The sequence below is a fragment of the Sphingorhabdus sp. 109 genome (genome assembly GCF_902506555.1).
GTDB lineage: Bacteria > Pseudomonadota > Alphaproteobacteria > Sphingomonadales > Sphingomonadaceae > Parasphingorhabdus.
This window is the reverse complement of sequence record NZ_LR732707.1, coordinates 834,909-857,537: the sequence shown is the minus strand read 5'-3', so window position 1 is coordinate 857,537 and position 22,629 is coordinate 834,909. Positions and strand designations below refer to the sequence as shown.

22 protein-coding genes are annotated in these 22,629 nt (G+C 58.9%); 11 read left to right on the top strand and 11 right to left on the bottom strand.

What is annotated here, in order from left to right:
• Both gatA and gatC read right to left on the bottom strand, forming a co-directional pair.
• On the bottom strand, positions 1-1,485 hold the full coding sequence (gene gatA, locus BOSE62_RS04175; protein ID WP_159642339.1) for an Asp-tRNA(Asn)/Glu-tRNA(Gln) amidotransferase subunit GatA: 1,485 nt from the start codon (positions 1,483-1,485) through the stop codon (positions 1-3).
• Complete coding sequence (gene gatC / locus BOSE62_RS04170) at positions 1,485-1,772, bottom strand: Asp-tRNA(Asn)/Glu-tRNA(Gln) amidotransferase subunit GatC (RefSeq protein ID WP_159642337.1); 288 nt, start codon at positions 1,770-1,772, stop codon at positions 1,485-1,487. The genes gatA and gatC overlap by 1 nt, the downstream gene beginning before the upstream one ends.
• 128 nt (positions 1,773-1,900) lie before the next feature.
• Between gatC and BOSE62_RS04165 the strand changes: the two genes are divergently transcribed.
• From BOSE62_RS04165 to BOSE62_RS04150, 4 genes are read left to right on the top strand one after another with little or no spacing between them, the layout of a single operon-like run.
• The gene (locus BOSE62_RS04165) at positions 1,901-3,025 is read left to right on the top strand and encodes a DUF3089 domain-containing protein (RefSeq protein ID WP_159642335.1); all 1,125 of its coding nucleotides are present in this window, start codon (positions 1,901-1,903) and stop codon (positions 3,023-3,025) included.
• Positions 3,022-3,486, top strand: a complete 465-nt coding sequence (ruvX, locus tag BOSE62_RS04160; protein ID WP_159647886.1) for a Holliday junction resolvase RuvX — start codon at positions 3,022-3,024, stop codon at positions 3,484-3,486. Before BOSE62_RS04165 ends, ruvX begins: the two co-directional genes overlap by 4 nt.
• Positions 3,487-3,508: 22 nt before the next feature.
• Entirely contained in the window at positions 3,509-4,501 is a 993-nt protein-coding gene (locus BOSE62_RS04155) for an aspartate carbamoyltransferase catalytic subunit (RefSeq protein ID WP_159642333.1), read from the top strand.
• On the top strand, positions 4,498-5,718 hold the full coding sequence (locus tag BOSE62_RS04150) for a dihydroorotase (RefSeq protein ID WP_159642331.1): 1,221 nt from the start codon (positions 4,498-4,500) through the stop codon (positions 5,716-5,718). Before BOSE62_RS04155 ends, BOSE62_RS04150 begins: the two co-directional genes overlap by 4 nt.
• A gap of 30 nt (positions 5,719-5,748) precedes the next feature.
• Here BOSE62_RS04150 and BOSE62_RS04145 read toward each other — a convergent pair whose 3' ends face one another.
• Genes BOSE62_RS04145 through BOSE62_RS04135 form a run of 3 tightly spaced genes read right to left on the bottom strand, consistent with a single transcriptional unit; the run spans position 5,749 to position 8,635 of the window.
• On the bottom strand, positions 5,749-7,182 hold the full coding sequence (locus BOSE62_RS04145; RefSeq protein ID WP_159642329.1) for an SPOR domain-containing protein: 1,434 nt from the start codon (positions 7,180-7,182) through the stop codon (positions 5,749-5,751).
• A 59-nt stretch (positions 7,183-7,241) separates the two neighbouring features.
• Positions 7,242-7,895 (bottom strand): hypothetical protein, encoded by a 654-nt coding sequence (locus BOSE62_RS04140; protein WP_159642327.1) that lies wholly within the window; start codon positions 7,893-7,895, stop codon positions 7,242-7,244.
• Positions 7,896-7,912: 17 nt separating this feature from the next.
• Positions 7,913-8,635 carry a ParA family protein gene (locus BOSE62_RS04135; RefSeq protein ID WP_159642325.1) on the bottom strand — a complete coding sequence of 241 codons (723 nt, stop codon included), beginning with the start codon at positions 8,633-8,635 and terminating at the stop codon, positions 7,913-7,915.
• Positions 8,636-8,887: 252 nt separating this feature from the next.
• Here BOSE62_RS04135 and BOSE62_RS04130 point away from each other — a divergent pair, with 252 nt between their 5' ends.
• The gene (locus tag BOSE62_RS04130; RefSeq protein WP_159642323.1) at positions 8,888-9,904 is read left to right on the top strand and encodes an SPOR domain-containing protein; all 1,017 of its coding nucleotides are present in this window, start codon (positions 8,888-8,890) and stop codon (positions 9,902-9,904) included.
• 7 nt (positions 9,905-9,911) lie between these two features.
• Here BOSE62_RS04130 and serB read toward each other — a convergent pair whose 3' ends face one another.
• Positions 9,912-10,793: a phosphoserine phosphatase SerB gene (gene serB / locus BOSE62_RS04125; RefSeq protein WP_159642321.1), complete on the bottom strand. Its 882-nt coding sequence runs from the start codon at positions 10,791-10,793 to the stop codon at positions 9,912-9,914.
• On the opposite strand from serB, the gene miaA reads away from it, so the two are divergent.
• The 6 genes from miaA to BOSE62_RS04095 all read left to right on the top strand — a co-directional run bounded on the left by miaA (position 10,786) and on the right by BOSE62_RS04095 (position 18,216).
• Complete coding sequence (miaA, locus tag BOSE62_RS04120; RefSeq protein WP_159642319.1) at positions 10,786-11,721, top strand: tRNA (adenosine(37)-N6)-dimethylallyltransferase MiaA; 936 nt, start codon at positions 10,786-10,788, stop codon at positions 11,719-11,721. The two genes, serB and miaA, sit on opposite strands and share 8 nt — an antisense overlap.
• 116 nt (positions 11,722-11,837) lie before the next feature.
• Positions 11,838-13,583 (top strand): acetolactate synthase 3 large subunit, encoded by a 1,746-nt coding sequence (locus BOSE62_RS04115; RefSeq protein WP_159642317.1) that lies wholly within the window; start codon positions 11,838-11,840, stop codon positions 13,581-13,583.
• Positions 13,583-14,098 (top strand): acetolactate synthase small subunit, encoded by a 516-nt coding sequence (ilvN, locus tag BOSE62_RS04110; RefSeq protein ID WP_159642315.1) that lies wholly within the window; start codon positions 13,583-13,585, stop codon positions 14,096-14,098. The genes BOSE62_RS04115 and ilvN overlap by 1 nt, the downstream gene beginning before the upstream one ends.
• An 86-nt stretch (positions 14,099-14,184) precedes the next feature.
• Positions 14,185-15,204, top strand: a complete 1,020-nt coding sequence (ilvC, locus tag BOSE62_RS04105; RefSeq protein ID WP_089132485.1) for a ketol-acid reductoisomerase — start codon at positions 14,185-14,187, stop codon at positions 15,202-15,204.
• Positions 15,205-15,506: 302 nt separating this feature from the next.
• Positions 15,507-17,165, top strand: a complete 1,659-nt coding sequence (gene leuA, locus BOSE62_RS04100; protein WP_159642313.1) for a 2-isopropylmalate synthase — start codon at positions 15,507-15,509, stop codon at positions 17,163-17,165.
• 79 nt (positions 17,166-17,244) lie between these two features.
• On the top strand, positions 17,245-18,216 hold the full coding sequence (locus BOSE62_RS04095; protein ID WP_159642311.1) for an NAD(P)H-dependent flavin oxidoreductase: 972 nt from the start codon (positions 17,245-17,247) through the stop codon (positions 18,214-18,216).
• A 78-nt stretch (positions 18,217-18,294) separates the two neighbouring features.
• Here the strand turns inward: BOSE62_RS04095 and BOSE62_RS04090 are convergent, their stop codons facing one another.
• The 5 genes from BOSE62_RS04090 to BOSE62_RS04070 form a co-directional block, all read right to left on the bottom strand.
• Positions 18,295-19,308, bottom strand: coding sequence for a TIGR00341 family protein (locus tag BOSE62_RS04090; RefSeq protein WP_159642309.1), 1,014 nt, complete (start codon positions 19,306-19,308; stop codon positions 18,295-18,297).
• Between the two features lie 45 nt (positions 19,309-19,353).
• Positions 19,354-20,325, bottom strand: coding sequence for an endolytic transglycosylase MltG (gene mltG / locus BOSE62_RS04085; RefSeq protein ID WP_159642307.1), 972 nt, complete (start codon positions 20,323-20,325; stop codon positions 19,354-19,356).
• A gap of 4 nt (positions 20,326-20,329) precedes the next feature.
• Entirely contained in the window at positions 20,330-21,586 is a 1,257-nt protein-coding gene (fabF, locus tag BOSE62_RS04080) for a beta-ketoacyl-ACP synthase II (RefSeq protein WP_159642305.1), read from the bottom strand.
• A gap of 171 nt (positions 21,587-21,757) precedes the next feature.
• Positions 21,758-21,994, bottom strand: a complete 237-nt coding sequence (locus tag BOSE62_RS04075; RefSeq protein WP_089132491.1) for an acyl carrier protein — start codon at positions 21,992-21,994, stop codon at positions 21,758-21,760.
• A gap of 98 nt (positions 21,995-22,092) precedes the next feature.
• A complete protein-coding gene (locus BOSE62_RS04070; protein WP_159642303.1) occupies positions 22,093-22,629 on the bottom strand; it encodes a hypothetical protein in 537 nt (178 codons plus the stop codon).

Below are 22,629 nucleotides of genomic sequence, written 5' to 3'. Positions count from 1 at the left end.
CTACCACCACTGCTCAGGCTTGGCGACGAAGCCAGCCCGTTCCTCGATTGCCAGACCAGCGTTGAACACGCTCTGTTCGTCCAGTGCCTTGCCGATGATCTGCAGGCCGAGCGGCAATCCCTTGCCGTCCAGTCCGGCTGGGACCGACATCGCTGGCAATCCGGCCAGTGAACTGGGCACGGTGAACACGTCGTTGAGATACATGGCCAGCGGATCGTCGCTTTTCTCGCCCAGACCAAAGGCTGCGCTTGGCGCGGTCGGGGTCAGCAGCAGATCGCAGCTGTTCCAGGCCTTGTCGAAATCCTGGGAGATCAGGGTGCGGACCTTCTGCGCCTGCGTATAATAAGCGTCATAATAGCCGGCGCTCAGCACATAGGTGCCGATCATGATCCGGCGCTTCACTTCCGGTCCGAAACCGGCTTCGCGGGTGGCGGCATACATGTCCTGCAGCCCTGCCCCGTCCGGCAGATCGCGCAGACCGTAGCGCACGCCATCATAGCGCGAGAGGTTGGACGAAGCTTCGGCCGGTGCGATGATATAATAGGCGGGCAACGCATATTTGGTGTGCGGCAGCGAGACATCGACGATGGTCGCTCCGGCATCCTTGAGCATTTCTATGCCCTTCTGCCACAGCGCATCGATCTCGGCCGGCATATTGTCGACCCGATATTCCTTGGGAATACCAATCTTCTTGCCCGCCAGATTGCTATTGAGCGCCGCTTCCCAGTCGGGGACGGGCAGGTCCAGCGAAGTCGAATCCTTGGCATCGAAACCGGCCATGGATTCGAGCATGATTGCGCAATCACGGACATCATGGGCCATCGGCCCCGCCTGATCGAGCGAACTGGCAAAGGCGATCGTGCCCCAACGCGAGCAGCGACCATAAGTCGGCTTGAAACCGGTGATGCCGGTGAAGGCGGCGGGCTGGCGAATCGAGCCGCCGGTATCGGTGCCGGTGGCGGCCGGTGCGATGCGGCCGGAGACGACCGCCGCGCTGCCGCCCGACGAACCGCCTGGAGCCAAATCGGCATTACCGCCATCGTTACGCCGCCAGGGCGAAATCACATTGCCGAACGCACTGGTTTCGTTCGACGAGCCCATGGCGAACTGGTCCATATTGAGCTTGCCGAGCATACCTGCGCCCGCCTTGAACAGGTTGGACGAGACGGTCGATTCATATTGCGGGGTGAAGCCTTCGAGAATGAGGCTGGCAGCGGTCGTCGGCACGCCTTCGGTGCAGAACAAATCCTTCATCCCGATGGGGACACCGGCCATTTTGCCCAGTGCTTCGCCATTCGCCTTGGCCTTGTCGGCCGCCTCTGCGGAAGCCAGAGCATGGTCGGGCGTTTCAACCAGAAAAGCGTTCAGCGGTTTCGCCGCGCTGACCCGCGCGATAAATGTCTCGGCGACTTCTTTCGCCGTAAAATCGCCATCCGCAATCCCGCTGCGGATATCAGCGATGCCCATTTCAAATATTGCGGTCATTATTCAATCACCTTCGGAACAGCAAAGAAGCCATGTTCGGCCACGGGCGCGTTGGCCAGTATCTTGTCGCGAATCGCGCCATCGGTGACGACATCCTCGCGCAGCCGCAATTTGTTCGGGATCACCGCCGTCATCGGCTCGACCTTCGAACAATCCACTTCGCCCAGTTGCTCGACCCAACCCAATATCTGGTTCAGTTCGGGCACGAAGGCATCCGCTTCGGCTTCGGTAATCGCGATCCTCGAGAGGCTGGCGATCTTTTTGACGGTTTCCTTATCGATTGACATGACTCATTCTTTTCAGGTTCATCTTTTTTCGGGTATTTTGGATTTATATTGTGTACCGAGCGCCGCTAGCACCGGCGCGGAGCGGCTTCAAGCGGATTGAGGCAGCAGCATATAGGTTGGAGTGTCATTTGGCCCGTAAATTTCTCTATTTTGTCGCAGGCATGGTCATTCTCGTGCTCGCCGGCGCATTTGTTTATCAGGTCTATGGCGACGATCTGATGGAAGTGGCCTTTGTGCCCGACACCGAGTTCACCGCGCAGGACGTGCTTGAAAATAATGTCTATGCCGATACGTCAATGTGGCTGGCGCGGCCTGAACTGGTGGAGGGCAATCCGGCGCTCTGGCTACCGCAAGGCTATGAAGACAGCGAACCACCGCTGCCCGAATCCGGGAAGGTCGCCGTTTTCTTCGTCCATCCGACGTCCTTCCTGAAAAAGGATCACTGGAACGCGCCGCTCGATGATCAGGAATCGCAAGATCGGGCACGCATTTTCCTGCGCGGGCAGGCCAGCGCCTTCAACGCGGTCGGTCAGGTCTGGGCCCCGCGCTATCGCCAGGCAACCCTCGGCGCGTTCCTGACCGAAAAGCCGGAAGGCCAGCGGGCGCTGGACGCAGCCTATCAGGACGTGCTGGCGGCCTTTGATTATTTTGTCGGGGAAATTCCAAGCGATCAGCCGATCATTCTGGCCGGGCACAGCCAGGGCAGTCTGCATCTGACCAATTTGCTCAAGGACCGGGTCGCGGGCACACCGCTCGCCAACCGGATTGTCGCCGCTTACGTTGTCGGCTGGCCGGTCTCGGTAGACAGCGATATCTCTGAAATGGGCCTCGACATCTGCGAAACGCCCGAACAGACCCGTTGCATCATGGCCTGGCAAAGCTTTGCCGAGCCCGCAGATTATGGCAGGATCATCAAGGTCTATGACATGACCATCGGCTTCAACGGCGAGCCGCGAAAAGATACAAAATTACTGTGCAGCAATCCGGTCAACGGCGACGTCAACTCGTCTTCTCCGGCTTCGGCCAATCTCGGCACGCTTGTCCCGAACGACGATCTGAGCGAAGCAAGCGTCACCGTCGGATCGGTTCCGGCAAAATGCGATCCGCGCGGTTTTCTGCTGATCGGCGATCCGCCGGAAATCGGTCCCTATGCCCTCCCCGGCAATAATTATCATGTCTATGACTATAGCCTGTTCTGGGCCAATGTCCGGGCAGACGCGCGCCGGAGGGTAACAGCATTTCCGGCACGCTGATCTCCGATGATGTTGCGGCCTTTGCCGCTGTGTTGCCCGATGGCGGGCGGCTGCTGGGGCTGGATATCGGCACCAAGACCGTGGGCATGGCCCTGTGCGATTCGCACTGGACCTTCGCGACGCCGGCGGAAACCATCGAGCGGCGCAAATTCTCCAAGGATCTGGAACGCATCAAAACGGTCATTGCCGAACAGAATATTGTCGGACTGGTCGCTGGCCTGCCGCTCAATCTCGACGGCAGCCAGAGCCCGCAGACCCAGGCCGCACGCGCCTTTGCCCAGAACCTCAAACCACTCGGCCTGCCGATTCTCCTGTGGGACGAACGGTGGAGTACACAGGCGGTCACCCGCGACCTGATCGCCTCGGACGTCAGCCGGAAGAAACGGGCCAAGGTGGTCGACAAAATGGCCGCCGCCTATATTTTGCAGGGTGCCATCGACAGGCTTGCCGCCCTGTCATGATGGCACTATAGAACCCGCTTTAATGACATCGCAAAAAACCGCATCGTCGCAGACCTTTCCAGCCGGATCGGATGCTTTTCCTCATCGTCATCTATTGGGTATCGCCGGGCTGCAGCCCTGGGAGATATTATTCCTGCTGGAAGAGGCCAAGCAATGGGTCGACCTCAACAAGAAATCCAGCAAACATGCCGACAAGCTTGATGGCCTGACCGTCATCAATGCCTTTTTCGAGAATAGCACGAGAACGCTGCTGTCCTTTGAAATTGCCGGAAAGCGGATGGGCGCGGATGTCGTTAACATGCACGCGGCGCAATCGAGCATCAAGAAGGGCGAGACGCTGATCGACACGGCGGTTACGCTCAACGCAATGAAGGCCGATGCGATTGTCATCCGCCACGGCAGCTCCGGCGCGGTGCAGCTGATTGCCGACAAGGTTGACTGTCCGGTGCTTAACGCCGGGGACGGACGGCACGAGCACCCGACCCAGGCTTTGCTCGACGCGCTGACCATCCAGCGCCGCCGGGGAGAGATCAGCGGGCTAACCGTTACCATCTGCGGTGACGTGATGCACAGCCGGGTGGCGCGGTCCAATATCTACTGCCTGACCACATTGGGCGCCAGGGTCCGGATATGCGCACCGCCGTCCCTGCTCCCCGCCGCGCTTGACCGGTTTAACGTCGAGGTGTTTACAAATTTCGACGAAGCACTGAAGGGCAGCGATGTGGTTATGATGCTGCGGCTGCAAAACGAACGGATGAACGGTGACTTCATCCCCAGCCCGCGCGAATATCAATATCTCTATGGCCTGACCCGCGAGCGACTGGAACTAGCCAACACCGACGCGTTGATAATGCACCCTGGCCCGATGAACCGCGGCGTCGAAATCGACAGCGATGTTGCAGACGATCTCGAAAATTCCGCGATTACCGAGCAGGTCGAAATGGGCGTGGCCGTGCGCATGGCCTGTCTGGATATCCTGACCCGCAAATCGCGCGGTGTGGAGGGCTGGTCATGAACAGGTATTTTGGCAATGCCCGTCTGGTTCTGCCGGGCGAACAACAACCGGTAGAGGGCAGCCTGTTGGTCGAAGGAGACCGCATCACCACGATCAATACTGGTGCTGACGATCGCTCAGACGGGGCAATCGACTGCCAGGGCAGACTCCTCGCGCCGGGCATCGTCGATCTCGGCGTTTTTGCGATCGACAAACCAGCGTTCCGTTTTGGCGGGATAACCCGGGCGGCGCTGATGCCGGATCAGGCCCCGATCCTCGATCTACCGGCGATGATCAAGCATAATGCCGTCGACGGGAAACCGGATCTCTGGTCACATCCGATCGCCGCGGCCACCAAGGGCCTCGAAGGACAGCAGCTCGCGGAAATCGGATTGATGCAGCGTTCCGGTGCGAAGGCGGTGGCAACCGGCCGGCGATGGATTGCCGACAGCGGCATCATGCTGCGCCTGCTGCAATATTGCAAATCGCTTGATCTGCCGCTGATCGTGCACAGTGAGGATGCCGGGCTCACCGGCGACGCCGTCGCGACCAATGGCGAGACCGCGACGCGTCTCGGGCTGGCCAGCGCCACGGCCGCGGCCGAATCGCTGTCAATTGCGCGGGATATCGCGCTGGTTCGCGAGACCGGTGCCCATGTGCATTTCCGTCAGGTGACCACGACCGACGGGCTCGAGCTGATCCGGGCGGCCAAATCGGAAGATCTGCCGGTATCTTGCGGGATCACCCCTGCCCATCTTCTGTTGTCTGATATCGCGATCAGCGATTTCCGGACATTTGCCCGGCTGAGCCCGCCGCTGCGGAACGAGGCGAATCGCCTCGCCTGCATCGAAGCCGTCAGAGATGGCACCATTGATGTGATTTCTTCCGGTCATGATCCGCGCGGCCCCGAGGACAAGCGCCTGCCCTTTGCCGAGGCCGCACCGGGCATGGCGGGGGCGGAAACCTTGCTGGCCCTGTCGCTCACGCTGGTTCGCGACGGCATCATCCCGATCGGACGTCTGTTCGAGCTGTTGTCCACCAATCCGGCGAAAATACTCGGGGTTGAAGCAGGCTCGTTGACACCAGGCTATGAAGCGGATTTCATCCTGATCGACGAGGATGCGCCCTGGCGTGTCGATGCACGGAAAATGGCAGCCGCCGCCGGCAATACCCCGTTTGATGGTTTGCCGGTCCAAGGCCGGGTCACGGCCATATATAAAGGCGGCAGAGCTTATTAGCCCACCGCCTTTATCGCATGGCAGGATGATTTAGCGCGAAGCGAGTTTCTTCGGAGCCTGACTGGCCATGCGCGTTGGCACGGCCTTGCTGACGCCCTTTGCCTGGCGGACAATGCAGTTGCCGCCTTTGGCCTTGATGCCGGAACACATGGCTTCGGCCGTCTGCGCATTGCCGAATCCGACGGCTGCGAGGCGGTAGAGCGTCCGTCCTTTTACGTTGACCCGCGAACTGGCATATTGGAACGATTTCAGATCGCTGTTCCTGGCGGACAATATACCCCAGGCGCGCTTGGCGCTGGCCGCCGAGGAAAAGGCTCCGAGCTGAACCAGATGCGTCCCGGACGTCGGAATTACGGTCTGCGATACTGGCTGATAAGCTGTTTTCTGCAAAACAGGCTTGTCGGCCGGAATGTTCTGCACCGCGGCCGTCTTTACCTGCGCTGGCTGGTTGCGCTCGACGACGAGATTGGCGGGAGTCGGTTTGGCGGGCGTTGTGGCAGCGGCCGCACTGGCCACTGATTTTGCAGCCGCGCTGCTGGCTGGCAACGCCACGGAAGCCACTTTCACGTTATTTTCCTTGGCGAGGAAATCAGCCTCATTCCCGACTTTTGGCGCAGGGCCAACAGCCGGAAGCGGAGTGTTCCGGTCAAAGCTGGCAACTTCACGGCCATAATCCTGTTTCGGAGATGAGGCTACATTGCTCGGAACAACGTTCGCACGGAGCGCCAGTTGCGCCGGCTGACCCGGATCATTGGCGACCGGGGTCACGTTCAGCACAGTGGCGATGCGGGTCTGATAGGCTTCGGGACGCGCCATCTGTGCCCATTGCATCACCCGATCATTGACCGTTTCCGGTGCAACATCCTGCATCGCCATCAGCTTGGCTTCTTTCCAGCGACCGTCCAGAGCATAGGCCAGCCCCAGATTCTGGCGGGTGCGGCCGGTAACATTGGCTTCACGAATCGCCTGTTCGAGAACCGTGATCGCGGTCTTGCTGTCACCAGCCAATGCCAGCGCCAGCCCATAGTCGGAAGCCGGAATATATTGACGGTTATTGACGATAAGCGCCTTGGCCTCGGACGCTTTGCCCTGGCCCAGTTTTGCGAGGCTGAGACTCAGAATCGTACGTGCGTCCGACTTGCCGAGTTCCATGGCATCCTCGAAACTGCGTTCTGCCGAAGCCATCCGACCGGCAGACAGATAGGCCTGGCCGAGAAGCGCCCGTGTTTCCGGATCGCTACCCACGCCGGCGACCGAACGTTCAGCATAAGCAATTGCAGCTTCGAGATCACCCTTGGCCAATGCCTTTTCAGCCTTCTTGGCATATTTCGCACCGTCTTTGACGGTTGCCGGCTTGCTGGACAGGGAGGCTACCGAGCCGCCGCCAAGGGGGCCGCAGCCTGTCAACACGGTGGCAAACACCATGGAGGATGCAGCCATTTTCAAAATTACATCGCGTTTCATTTTTATGCCCTCGCAATAAAAGTCAGTCGTTTCCGTTCAATATTCTTTTCAAGCCTGATTCAGGCGGCTCCGCGCGACGGAACGCGTTCGGCCAGATCGTCCAGTTCGGGAATGGTCTTCAGATATTCGTCCACGGCCCTGGTTACCAATTGCTGAGCCGAGACATTCTTGACCGCCGTTGCCAGACGCAATTTCAGATGCCGTTCCGGATCCAGCCGCAGCGTGAATGCGGTTTTTGCCTTGCGGGTCCGGGATTTTGTCGCCGGGCGTGGCTTCTTGGCCTTGCTTTTTCCTATTCTGGCGGATTCCAGCACCGAAGGCTTTTCAGCCAGTGGTTTGGCTTCCGTCGATAGCGGCAACGCTACCGGCGCCACGCCGGGTTTTTCCGCCTCATCTTCGCTTACGCCTTCATTCGATGGCTTCACACCCAGTTTGGCAGCAATTTCTTCCTGCTGCTGCCGGACCGCGACACCCGGATTCGGGATGGCACCAGCCAGCGGATTGTGGACATGTTCAACCGGATGCGCATTATGGTCAGGGTCGACATCATAGCCCATGTCATCCCAGCCCAGATCCTCGTGGATTTCGCCACCGGAACCAGCGCCTTGGTCGCCAAAATTCGCAAAGCTCTGCCGACGCATGGCCGGCTTTGCGCCACCTTTGCGAGCCAGCAGGCTGGACGAAAGGGATGCTAGGGGTTTTGGGTCGCTCATTTTCTCAGCCTCCCCCATCACGAACCAACAACACGGCGGCCGAAATTGCCGCCAGCCCGCTGGATGCCCGGATTGACTTTCTGTGCCATCGCGGGTGCGCTGAAAATCGTCCGGCGGAAGTTTTTCTCAAGCCGGTCGGAAATATAGGACCAGAGATGGACGACTTCCTGGGCCGAACGGCTCTTCGGATCGACTTCCATCACGGTACGGCCATCGATCATCGAGCCGGCAAAATCGGTCCGGTGATGGACGGTAATCGGCGCAACGGTGCCGTGCTGGGACAGCGCGACCGCCGCTTCAGAGGTTATCTTCGCTTTCGGAGTCGCACCATTGACGACGAAGATCAGGGGCTTGCCTGCCCGTTCACAGAGATCAACGGTGGCCCCGACAGCCCTGAGATCGTGTGGACTTGGACGGGTCGGAATGACAATCAGTTCGGCAACCGAAATCACGCTCTGGATCGCCATGGTGATTGCCGGCGGTGTATCGATGACCGCCAGTTTGAAACCCTGCTGACGCAATATCGCGAGATCCGCAGCCAGGCGCGAAACTGTGGTTTGCGCAAAGGCCGGCAACTCGGCTTCCCGCTCGTTCCACCAATCGGCCAGCGATCCTTGAGGATCGATGTCGATCAGGACGACAGGGCCAGCACCGGCCAATTGTGCCTGCACAGCCAGATGCCCGGACAATGTCGTCTTGCCGGAACCGCCCTTTTGCGAAGCCATTGCTAGAACTCGCACGCTCTTCCCCTTGTTCAATCGTGGCAATATTTGCCTGAAAATCTCTAATCTGCGGCTTTTGTGACAGAACAGGGCTAAAATAGGGTTAACGGGATCGAGGGGAATTTTGCGTTGGCGAAATTATCGGTTACATTCGTTTCGCAGGGGATTCCCGGGCCAGCTTGCCAGTTTTTACTAGACCTGAAGAGTTTCAGGGGTTTAGCAAATCATTCACGGCTGATATTGTTGAAATTTGATTATCGAGGATATTCCATGAAAAAGACCCGTAAACATTTTGCTCCTTTGCTCGGTCTGGCGTTGACCATGGCTGCCGCACCGGCGCTGGCGGATGTAAAGGACGGGGTCGATGCCTGGGGGCGTGGCGATTTTCAGACGGCTATCAACGAATGGCGCGGCCCCGCCAACCAGGGCGATGCCGATGCCCAGTTCAACATGGGACAGGCCTACAAGCTCGGCCGCGGCGTTCCGCAGGATCTGGCGCAAGCCGGGGATTGGTACAAGAAGGCTGCCGACCAGGGCCATTTGCAGGCCAATGACAATTACGGTCTGCTGTTGTTCCAGAACAATCGCCGGAGCGAAGCCCTGCCCTATCTGCAGGCTTCGGCAGAGCGCGGCGAGCCACGGGCGCAATATGTTCTGGGAACCGGTCACTTCAACGGAGATTTCGTCGAGAAGGACTGGATCAAGGCTTATGCATTGATGACCCGCGCATCAGCGCAGGAACTGCCGCAAGCGACATCCAATCTCGCGCAGATGGATCGCTTCATCCCGGTCGAGGACCGGCGGCGCGCGGTTGAACTGGCCGGCCAGATGGAACAGGATGAAAAGCGGATCAGGACCGCCCAGATTGGCGGCCTGAGACCAACACCATCGAGCGGTCCTGTGCAAACAGCGCAATTGCCCCCGTCCCGTCCGGCTTTACCCGATCCGGTTCCGGCTCCCGGCCCGGTTACACCTGGCGTGACTTACGCCCCTGCCCCGCAACCTGCACCGACCGCCCCTGTTGCTGCGGCAGCGCCGGTGCGCGCCACGACGACGGGCAACTGGCGGGTGCAACTTGGCGCGTTTAGCGACGAGAACAAGGCGAAAAGCCTGTGGAGCAGACTGGAGGGCAGCGTTTCGGCGCTCGCCGGACTACAGCCTTATCTGGTCAGGGCGGGCAGCATCACGCGCTTGCAGGCCGGGCCGTTCGGAACCCGTGCGCAAGCCGATTCGACCTGCGGCCAGGTCAAGGCATCGGGCAATGACTGTATCGTCAAACACCGGTAACCCCGGTCTATTGCGTGACCCACTGGTCGGCAGATATTCCCTGAATATACAGGAGCGCCGTCAGATCATTATATCTGATCGCGACATCGGCGGCCTGCGCCGCCTTCGGCTTGGCGTGATAGGCGACGCCCAGCCCAGCCCTTTGCAACATCGGGATGTCATTGGCACCGTCACCGACGGCCAGGCAGGATTCGAGCGTTAGCCCGCTTTCCCGCGCAGCGGATTGCAGCAACTGCTCCTTGCGGGCTGAGTCGACGACAGGGCCATCCAGCTGGCCGGTAAGCAGTCCGGCAGATTCGGCCAGAACATTGGCATGAAATGACCCAAATCCAATGGTTTGCGCGACGGGGCTGGCAAATTTTGTAAATCCGCCGGAGACCAATATTGTCGTTCCGCCGTCCCGGGCCATGGTCCGGACAAGGATTTCTGCACCCGGCATGATCCGGACCCGTTCATCCAGACAGAGCTGGATCGCCGCGACTTCCAGTCCCTCGAGCAGCGCCACTCGACCGCGTAGCGCCTCTTCGAAATCCAGTTCGCCCTGCATGGCCCGTTCGGTGATCGCCGCGATCTCGGTCTTGATGCCGGCATAGTCGGCCAGCTCGTCGATGCACTCAACCGTGATCATGGTGCTGTCCATGTCGGAAATCAGCAGTTTTTTGCGCCGGTTTTCTTCCGGCTGGACGGCGATGTCGATATCGCCTTCGACCGTCTCCAGACAGGCCCGCGCCGCACCGGGATCGCCCTCGAAGAAAATATCCAGCACCCGCCCGTCAATCAGACCGGACTGGCGCGAGACAGTGGCACCGGCCCGACCGAGGCTGGCGACCGCCGATTGAATATCTCTCTCATTCAGGGATTCTTTTGCTATGAGCGTGGCGATGAACATGATTTCTCCGAAACAGAAGCAGAATGTTGCGCTGGTCATAGGCCCCACGGCCAGCGGCAAGTCCGCCTTGGCACTGGATATCGCCAAAAAGCAACCCTCGGTGATCATCAATGCCGACAGCGCCCAGGTCTATCGCGATCTCACCATATTGAGCGCGCGTCCGACCGAACAGGAAATGGAGGGCATCGACCATCAGCTGTTCGGCTATATCGACGGCGTTGAAGCCTGTTCCGCTGCACGCTGGGCCCGTGACGCCAAGACGGCAATCGCCGCCGCGCATGAACGCGATCTCCTGCCGATACTGGTTGGAGGGACCGGACTTTATGTCCGGACCTTGCTCGATGGCATCGCGCCGATCCCCGAAATCCAGCCGGCTGTCCGGCAGGAAATCCGGAAAATGGAAACATTGGAAGCATATCGCGCGCTTCAGCGGCTGGATCCGCTTTCGGCCGAGCGGCTGCACGCGACCGACACAACCCGCGTCCAGCGGGCGCTGGAAGTAGTCCGCTCGACCGGAAAGGCGCTCGACCATTGGCACAAACACAAGACAGGCGGAATCGGTGACCGGATCACCTTGCATCCCTTGTTGCTGCTGCCGCCACGGGAATGGTTGTACGAACGCTGTGACCGGCGGTTTGACGAGATGATCGAACGCGGAGCCAGAGAAGAGGTGGAGCGACTGCTGTCCCGCAATATCCCAGTAAATCTGCCGGTCATGCGGGCTATCGGGATTGCCGAAATCGCGGCCTGGATCGCGGGTGACATCAGCCGGGCCGAAGCGGTGGAACAGGCGCAAACCGCCACCCGACGATACGCAAAACGGCAATATACCTGGTTCCGTAACCAGACCCCGTCCGATTGGCACAGGATTGAAGAGGTTTATAATATCAATATGGAGCATATATTTGATATTATATTTCGCTTTTAGGCCTTGACATAACATATTCAGATATGTAGCCAGCCCCGAATTGATAAGCCTTGCCTATTGTGCTGCAGTGCATCATGGCGGGCGAATATGCGTAACAGACATTGATGGAGCATGATGTGGCCGAAAAAAGCGGCGCCGATATATTGGTTGAGACCCTGCTGGATCTGGGTGTGGATACCGTATTCGGCTATCCGGGCGGCGCAGTGCTTCCCATCTATGATGCGCTCTACGAGCATCCCAAGATCAAGCATATCCTGGTTCGGCACGAACAGGCAGCCACCCATGCGGCCGAAGGCTATGCGCGCTCTACCGGGAAACCGGGCGTGGTGCTGGTCACTTCCGGGCCGGGTGCAACCAATGCCGTTACCGGAATCACCGATGCGCTGATGGACAGCATCCCGATGGTCGTCTTCACCGGACAGGTTGCAACCAATCTGATCGGTTCAGACGCGTTCCAGGAATCCGACACGGTCGGCATCACCCGGCATTGCACCAAGCATAATTATCTGGTGAAGAAACCGTCCGATCTGGCACCCGTTGTCCAGGAAGCCTTCCATATTGCCACCCAGGGCCGACCGGGTCCGGTGGTCATCGACATTCCGAAGAATGTCCAGGTCGCCGCGACCGAACATGGCAGCAATCGCGCCCGGACCAATACGCGCTATCAGCCGCAGACCGAGGGCGATTTCAAGGCAATCAACGCCGCAGCCGAAATGATCATGGCTGCGAAAGCGCCGGTCCTCTATACTGGCGGCGGGATTATCAACAGTGGGCCGAAAGCCAGCGAAACATTGCGGGAACTGGCGGAATTGCTGGGCTGTCCGGTCACGTCTACCCTGATGGGGCTGGGCGCATTTCCGGCCTCTTCGGACAAATGGCTGGGCATGCTGGGCATGCACGGAACTTTTGAAGCGAATATGGCGATGAACAAGGCCGATCTGGTGATCTGCCTTGGCGCCCGTTTCGATGACCGGATCACGGGACGGCTCGATGCCTTTTCGCCGAATAGCAAGAAAATCCACGTCGATATCGACCGGTCGTCGATCAACAAGACCGTCCGTGTCGATCTGCCGGTTATCGGCGATGTCGGCCGGGTGATGGAACAGTTGATCGCCGTGCTCAAGGGGCGCCGCTTTGCCACGCCCGAACTGGGCGAATGGTGGGCCCGGATCACCGGCTGGCGGGCAACAAACTGCCTCGACTATCCCGAAAACAAGACCGAAATCATGCCGCAGGAAGCGATCCGCAAATTGTGGGAAGCCACCCACAAGCGCGAACCGATCATCACCACCGAAGTCGGCCAGCACCAGATGTGGGCCGCCCAGCATTTCGATTTCGAATCGCCCAATAAATGGCTGACCAGTGGCGGCCTCGGCACCATGGGCTATGGCCTGCCTGCCGCGATCGGCGCGCAACTGGGCAATCCCGATGCGCTGGTCATCGATATTGCCGGCGAAGCATCGATCCAGATGAATATCCAGGAACTCGGGACCGCCACCCAATATCGGTTGCCGGTAAAGATTTTCGTCCTCAACAACGAATATATGGGCATGGTTCGCCAATGGCAGGAACTGACCTATGAAAGCCGTTATTCAAATAGTTACAGCGACAGTCTCCCGGATTTTGTGAAGCTGGCGGAAAGCTATGACTGGACCGGTATCCGGATCGAGGATCCTGCCGATCTGGAATCCGGCATCCAGAAGATGATCGAAACCGACGGACCGGTGATGGTCGATTGCCGCGTCGCCAAGCTCGCAAACTGTTTCCCGATGATCCCGTCGGGCGCTGCCCATACCGAAATGCTTCTTACCGAAGCCGATGTGAAGGGTACGATGGACGACCAAGCAAAGGCCCTTGTCTGATGCATATCCACGAAGAAGCCGTTGAACGTCATGTTCTTGCCGTTCTTGTTGACAACGAAGCGGGCATATTGGCCCGGATCGCCGGCATGTTCACCGCTCGCGGCTATAACATCGACAGCCTGACCGTGGCGGATATCAGCGAAGACCATGCGGTCAGCCGGATCACCATCGCCACCAACGGGCCACCGCATGTGATCGAGCAGATCATTGCCCAGCTCGACCGTCTGGTGCCGGTACATAGCGTCCGCGACCTCACCGAGTCCGGACCGCATGTCCAGCGCGAACTGGCGCTGGTAAAAGTCGCCGGCAAGGGCGAGAACCGCATCGAGGCTATGCGTCTGGCGGATATTTATCGCGCGCGGGTTGTCGATGCGACCACAGAAAGCTTTATCTTCGAAATTACCGGTGCTCCGGAAAAGATCGAGACGTTCGTTGGCCTGATGCGCGAGGTCGGACTGGTGGAAGTCGGTCGGACCGGCGTGGTCGCGATTGGCCGGGGACCGGAACCGGCATGAACCGCGCAAATCCTCTATAGGCCGGTTTTTCAGGTTATAGAGCCAGTCAAAATCTATTCGCAATCCTCTGAATATAAGGAAGAAAAATGAAAGTTTATTATGACGCCGACGCAGATCTCGGCCTGATCACCGGCAAGAAAATCGCGATTGTCGGCTATGGCAGCCAGGGCCATGCCCATGCCCAGAACCTTCGTGACAGCGGCGTCAAGGAAGTGGCCATTGCCCTGCGCGCCGGTTCGGCGACCGCGAAAAAGGCCGAAGATGCAGGCTTCAAGGTGATGACCAACCAGGAAGCCGCGGCATGGGCTGATATTGTGATGATCCTGGCGCCCGACGAGCATCAGGCCGCTATCTATGCCGACGACCTGCACGCCAATATGAAAGAGGGCGCCGCCCTCGCCTTCGCCCATGGCCTGAATATCCATTTCGGCCTGATCGAAGCGCGCGAAGATCTCGACGTGATCATGATTGCGCCAAAGGGCCCCGGCCACACGGTGCGCAGCGAATATCAGCGCGGCGGCGGTGTCCCCTGCCTGATCGCGATCGACCGTGACGTATCGGGCAATGCCCATGATGTAGCGCTGGCTTATGCGTCCGGCGTTGGCGGCGGCCGCTCCGGTATCATCGAAACCAATTTCCGCGAAGAATGCGAAACCGATCTGTTCGGTGAGCAGGCCGTGCTTTGCGGTGGCATCACCCATCTGATTCAGGCGGGTTTCGAAACCCTGACCGAAGCAGGCTATGCGCCGGAAATGGCGTATTTCGAGTGTCTGCACGAAACCAAGTTGATCGTCGACCTGCTCTACGAAGGCGGCATTGCCAACATGCGCTATTCGATCTCCAACACCGCGGAATATGGCGATATCACGACCGGCCCCCGGATCATTACTGCCGATACCAAGGCGGAGATGAAGCGCGTACTAGCCGACATCCAGTCAGGCCGCTTCGTCAAGGATTTCGTTCTCGACAATCGCGCCGGCCAGCCGGAACTGAAAGCGGCCCGCAAGCAGGCTGCCGCCCATCCGATCGAGGAAACCGGAGCCCAGCTTCGCGCCATGATGCCCTGGATCGGTGCCAACAAACTGGTCGACAAAGAAAAGAACTAGACCATATCGACGGTTGGGAAACGGGCGGTGGAGACTATCTCCGCCGCCTTTTTCTTTGCCGCCAGGCGTGCCTCGCCAGATAAATTTATCGCCGAGGTTGCTTTTTTCATCATTCTGGATAGATAGCATTGCATGACCCGGTCCAAAGCTCTCCTGCTGCTACGACTTATACGCCCTTAGGCGTACCAATGCTGCTGCCCGCATGGCGCAGCGCCCCGCCTAAGGGACGATTTTCCAGATATTATAAGCAATCCCCGGAATTGTGCCTTGCGCGCAATTTCCAGCAGCATAAGAGTGAAAAGATGCACAAGAACCCGTCACAAAAATATCGCCCGTTTCCGCAGATCGACTTGCCCGACCGGCAATGGCCTTCGCGCACGATAGACAAGGCACCGCGCTGGCTTTCGACCGATCTGCGCGATGGCAATCAGGCGCTGATCGATCCAATGGATGCGCAGAAAAAACAGCGATTTTTTGATCTGCTGGTCAAGATCGGTATCAAGGAAATCGAGGTCGGTTTCCCCTCCGCCGGCGCCACCGATTTCGACTTTATCAGCGGGCTCGTAAAATCCGGAAAGATACCGGATGACGTCATGGTGCAGGTCCTGACCCAATCCCGCCGCGATCTGATCGAAACCAGCTTTGCCAGCCTCGCCGGCGCGCGGGCTGCCATCGTTCACCTGTATAACGCCGTATCCCCCGCCTGGCGCGACGTCGTATTCCGGCTCGACAAGCAGGGCGTCAAGGATATCGCCCGCGAAGGCGCAACCATCTTGCGCGAGCAGGCCGAAAAATATCCCGACACCGACTGGCATTTCGAATATTCGCCGGAAACCTTCTCCACCGCCGAACTGGATTTCAGTCTGGAAGTGGTCGAAGCTGTGATGGAAATCATCGAACCAACCGCGGATAAACCGTTGATCCTGAACCTGCCCGCAACGGTCGAGGCCTCGACGCCCAATATCTATGCCGATCAGGTCGAGTGGATGTGCAAGAATATCAGCAAGCGCGACCATGTCGTGATCAGCCTGCACACGCATAATGACCGGGGATCAGGCATCGCCGCATCCGAACTGGGCATGATGGCCGGCGCGGATCGCGTCGAAGGCTGTCTGTTCGGCAATGGCGAGCGCACCGGCAATGTCGATCTGGTGACACTGGGCCTGAATCTCTACACCCAAGGCGTTGATCCGAATATAGATTTCTCCAATATGGACGAAATCGTCAAGACCGTCGAATATTGCAACCAGCTGCCGGTTCCGGCCCGCCATCCCTATGCTGGCGAGCTGGTGTTCACCGCTTTCTCCGGATCGCACCAGGACGCGATCAAGAAAGGCTTTGCCGCCCAGGAACAGCGCAACGACGAAATCTGGAACGTGCCCTATCTGCCGATCGATCCACGCGATCTCGGCCGCGACTATGAAGCGGTCATCCGGGTCAACAGCCAGTCCGGCAAGGGCGGCATCGCCTGGATATTGGAGCAGGACCACGGATTGAAACTGCCGAAGCGGCTGCAGGCCAATTTCAGCCGGACGGTGCAGGAACTGGCCGACCAGACAAGCCGGGAACTGTCGTCGGAAGATATCTGGGATGCCTTCCGGAAACGCTATCACATCGACGGCAGCGGTCGCTATGAGCTGGTGGACTATGAAGAACGCAGGACTGGCACCGATCGGATTTTTATCGGAAAGATCAAGGGCCCTGATGGCGAGATATCGGTCAGCGGGCGTGGCAACGGCCTGATTTCAAGCGTCGTGGATGCTGTTTCCTCGGCTATGGGGATCCATCTGGAAATCAAGGATTATTCCGAACATGCGCTGGGATCTGGCAAGGATGCTCAGGCCGCAGCCTTTGTCGAGTGCAAATCCGATGACGGCAGAGAATTTTACGGAGTCGGCATAAACAGCGACGTTGCCCGGGCTTCGGTCGAGGCTCTGCTCAGCGCCGTGAACCGAATTTAAGCGTTCGGTTAAAATAATAGTAGAATATGCCACCGTATCGGTTATTGCGGTGGCACATTCTTTTAAATCGGGGTTCGCCATGACTTTACCAGCCATTTTCGACAATCTTCGCCTGCCGCTGATCGGTTCTCCCCTGTTCATCGTATCCGGACCGGAACTGGTCATCGCGCAGTGCAAGGCCGGTATCGTCGGCAGTTTCCCTGCCCTCAACGCCCGCCCGCAATCGATGCTCGACGAATGGCTGCACCAGATTACCGAAGAACTGGCGGCGTGGAACCGCGACAATCCGGACAAGCCGGCCGCCCCCTTCGCGGTCAACCAGATCGTGCACAAGTCGAATGACCGGCTCGACCAGGACATGGCGACCTGCGCGAAATGGAAAGTGCCGATCGTCATCACCTCGCTGGGCGCGATCGAGGATCTGAACACCGCGGTCAAGGGCTGGGGCGGAATCACGCTGCACGACATCATCAACAACCGCTTCGCCCACAAGGCGATCGAGAAAGGCGCGACCGGTCTGATCCCGGTGGCAGCCGGTGCCGGTGGCCATGCCGGAACGCTCTCTCCCTTCGCGCTGATGCAGGAAATCCGCGAATGGTTTGATGGCCCCGTCGCGCTCTCCGGCTCGATCGGCAACGGCGCTTCCATTCTGGCGGCCCAGGCAATGGGCGCTGACCTCGGCTATGCCGGTTCCGCCTTTATCGCGACCAAGGAAGCCAATGCGGACCAGGGCTACAAGGAAGGCATTGTCGAGGGTCAGGCCTCCGATATCGTCTATTCCGACCTGTTTACCGGCGTGAAGGGCAATTATCTGCGCCAGTCGATCGAAAATGCCGGCCTCGATCCGGACAATCTGCCCGAGGGCGATTACAAGACCATGAACTTCGGCTCCGGCGGCAATACCGAGAAAAAGGCCTGGAAAGACATCTGGGGCTGCGGCCAGGGCATCGGCCTGATCAACGACGTGATGAGCGTGCAGGATATGGTAGACCAGTTCACCCGCGAATATCGCGAAGCGCGCGAAAGTCTGAAAGAACGATTCAACTATTAGGGCCGCAAAGCCCGGGGCTGGCTGAAAACCGGTCAGCCCAGGCTGGAAAGCTGTGATATTTTGTTGGAAACCGGGACCTTAGCCGGCTCCCAGGGCGATGCGTCCGCCGACTAGCCCGACGAACAGCACCAGGACAAGCAGCCAGATCACGAAGATGCCGCTGGTCAGGCGCCAGCTTCTCGGCGGCAGTCCCTGCACCAGAAAAGTGGCGATCCCCGCGACGTTGATGCACACGAGATTGGTGGCCAGCAGAAATAGCGCGCTCACCCCAAGGGACTCTTCTCCGCTGCCGAAAAACAGTCCCGCTGCGGCAATCGGCGGCACCAGCGCGACCGCGATCATCACACCGACGAGCGAGAGCGAAGCGCCCTGGCTGAACGCGAGAACGCCGGCGGCACCGCAGGCCAGAGCCAAGGCAATATCCGCGGGCTGGACGATCGTCCGGTTTCTAAGCTCGGGGACCAGCGGATCGACATCGATGAACATGCCGAGCAGAAAAGTGAACAGCAACGCGGCGGCGATCCCCGTGACCAGCGTGATCAGCGCCCGCCGACCAAGCGCCCTGTCGCCCAGCGTCGCCGCCATGGCCATCGCCATGGTCGGACCGAGCAGCGGCGCGATGATCATCGCGCCGATCACCACTGCGGTCTGCCCGCTGCGCATGCCCAGCGCCGCGATCAGCGCGGACAGGATGACGGTCAGCAGATAATTGGGCCGCAGTTCCAGACTGGCTTCGATATCATCATATAATTCGTTGGTGCTGATCCGGTCCCGGGTAAAGAAAGCTTCCAATTTCGTCGGCGGCTTCCGGGCACCGGCAGTCGGCGGCGCAATGTCCTGCAGCTCCGGAATTTCCGGCAGCACCGCCTCGACCTGCAGGACGAGAACGGAAAATCCCTCGGTACCCCTGAAATTCTCATCCAGTGTGGCGATGAGCAACTCGATCGAGCGGCTGGGCACGACGCAGGAAAATTTCTCGAGACCGTCGGGTACTGGCTCCTGCCAGAAACGACTGCAATGCTCCGCGATGAGAGCGTTCGCCTGCGGCACGCCGGCGTCCGGAACGATTATCTCAACCAGTCTTGCCGACATCAGCTGCTCTTTCTCCCCCCGGTCTGACCGCGAGGCACCATGACATCACATTTCGCCGCGTGCGCGGCGAATAGCGAACCATTTCTCGACATTGCGATTATGCTCTTCCAGCGTCTCGGCGAAGACATGGCCGCCACGGCCGTCGGCGACAAAATAGAGCGCATCGGTCTTCGCCGGGTTCAGCACCGCTTCGATGGACAGGCGCCCCGGATTGGCAATCGGCCCCTTGGGCAGGCCAATCATCGCATAGGTATTATAATCGTTGACCTGGGCGATTTCCGATTGGCGGATGCGTCGGCCCAGCGGCTTGCCTCTGGTGATCGGATAAATGATCGTCGGGTCGGCCTGCAGCATCATATTCTTGCGGATCCGGTTGCTGTAGACACCCGCAACCGTCCGGCGCTCTTTTGCCAGCGCCGTCTCTTTCTCGACGATCGCGGCAAGGGTGATCGCTTCATGCGGCGTTTTGGCGACGCTGGCCTTGGAGCGCTCCGGCCACAGCTCGGCGATAGTATCCGTCATCGCCTTCTGCATCCGCGCCACGACGGCGGCGCGCTGCTCGCCACGCTCGAAACTGTAGCTGTCCGGCAGGATCGATCCTTCAGCCGGTACCGGAATATCGCCCTTGAGCAACTTTTCGGCCATCAGGGTTTCGTGTACGATGATCGACGGCGTGCCCTCCGGCACAGTGATCAGGCGCTGCACCGCCTTGCCTCCTTGCAAAATGGACAGAATCTGCGCGTTGCTCGCGCCGGCAGGAATTTCGAATTCGCCGGCCTTGATCGGTTCGGAACCGCCCAAGATCTTGGCCCGCGTCAGGAAATCGTCAGCGGATTCTATAACCCCTTCCGATTCCAGATCCTGCGCTGCCATCGCGAGACTCGAGCCCGATTTGATCAGGACCGTGCGCTGTGCTTCCAGAGGCCCGCTGGCGTTCCAGCCATAAAGAAAGCTGCCGCCCAGCAGGACTGCAATGACCGCCGCTGCCACCAAGATCAGGCAACCGAGACGGCGCATGATTTTAGACCGCTTTCATAATGATGCTGGCGTTGGTTCCGCCAAAGCCGAAACTGTTGCTCAGCACGGCTTTCACTTCCCGCTTTTTCGCAACATGCGGCACCAGGTCCACGCCTTCGCACCCTTCGTCCGGGTCGTCGAGATTGAGCGTCGGCGGCACGATCTGGTCACGCAGGGCGAGAATGCTGAAAATGCCTTCGACAGCGCCGGCACCGCCCAGAAGATGGCCGATTGCCGATTTCGTCGAGCTCATCGACATGGTTTTGAGATCATCGCCGAACAGACGCTTTACCGCCGCCAGTTCGATCGTGTCCGCCATCGTCGAGGTACCGTGGGCATTGACATAGTCAATGTCGGCGGTCGTCAGACCCGAGCGCTTGAGCGCCATTTCCATCGAGCGATAGGCACCGGTTCCGTCCGGATGCGGTGCCGTCACATGATAGGCGTCACCGGACATGCCATAGCCCACCACTTCGCAATAGATATTCGCGCCGCGAGCCTTGGCATGTTCATATTCTTCCAGAACGACAACACCGGCGCCCTCACCCATCACGAAACCGTCGCGGTCCTTGTCATAGGGACGGGACGCAGCCGTCGGGTCATCGTTACGCTTGGTTGAAAGCGCCTTGGCCTGCGCGAAGCCGGCAATGCCGATCGGACAAATGGTCGCTTCGGCGCCACCGGCCAGCATGACATCGGCATCGTCCAGCGCGATCATCCGCGCCGCGTCGCCGATGCTGTGGGCACCGGTCGAGCAGGCTGTAACCACGGCGTGATTGGGACCCATCAGGCCATATTTGATCGACACCTGACCGGAAATCAGATTGATCAGCCGTCCATGGACGAAATGCGGGCTGACCCGGCCCGGACCGCGCTCGGCCAGAACCAGCGATTCTTTCTCAATGCCCGGCAGTCCGCCGATACCGGAGCCAATCGAACAGCCGGCGCGCAATTTGGCTTCATCGGACATCTCCGTAAGTCCGGCATCCTCGAGCGCCTGCCCGGCGGCATCGATGCCATAGACGATGAAGGGATCAACCTGGCGCTGGACCTTGTGGTCGACGCGCAAATTGGGATCAAATCCATATTCATGATCCGCAGGCTTTACCTCGCAGGCGATATGGCATTTCTGATCGGATGCATCAAAGCGGGTAATCTTCCCGGCGCCCGACTTGGAAGCCAATATATTGCTCCAGGTCGTTTCTACATCGCCACCCAGCGGCGTTACCAGGCCCATTCCGGTTACAACTACACGGCGCATATCATGCCTCTCCTTGCGGGCTTCCTTTGCCCAAAATCAATATCCTGCTCACAATCAAAAAACGGCCACCGAATCGGGATGTTCGTCCCGGGCCGGTGAGCCGCTTTGCGATATTTCAGCGATCATTGGCCCTGAGGCGCGCCCGTATTGCTGGCAACACCCCAAAATCAATTAGCCCTTGTTTTTGTCGATAAAATCAATGGCGTCTTTGACGGTGCCGATTTTTTCAGCCGCATCATCAGGAATTTCAACGCTGAATTCTTCTTCAAATGCCATGACCAGCTCAACAATGTCGAGGCTGTCAGCGCCCAGATCATCGATGAACGCAGCTTCTTCGGTCACTTTGTCGGCTTCAACGCCCAGATGCTCAACAACAATCTTTTTTACGCGGTCTGCAGTCTCACTCATGAGAGGTCCTTTTTGTTAGGATTGAATTTCCATTTCGTCCTAGTGCGGTGGCGCGCACCTTGCAAGAGGGCACGAACAGCTTTGTTCGGCCAGATACGCTATCGCCCGAGAATGCCGTTGCGAAAATCATCCTCGATCATTCGCAAAGTCCCGCGCCACTCCCAATAATCATGTGCCAGTCTGCGCAATTCAGGGTCTTCGGGATATCCCGCTTCGGTCAACTCCCTGTCGACCTTTCCGGAACGATAGGCTGCCTCCAGCAGGTGGCGGCCGTCCGGCGCGGCATTGTCAGTATAAAATTTGTCGAGAAACGGCATGAAGTCACCCAGATTCCGGATTTTCTCGATCAGATTCTCGTGTAACAACCAACCGTCCATCAGCGCAACGCGGAACGCATTGCGCGTTTCCAGATCCGTCCATTGATGCGCCTGCTGGCAAGGGCGAGTCGCCTCGCCCGCGGCCAGAAACGCGTCCCGCTCGCGCCCGTCCCGGGTCATGTCATAATAGATCTGTGCCTTGTCCGCCGGGATATTGCTGCTGACACAGTCGAGATTTTCAATCCGCAACAGACCATCTGTCGGTCGGCCTTCCTGTGGCATGACAGCAATGGACAGAAGCAGCAGTCCGGAGAGCAT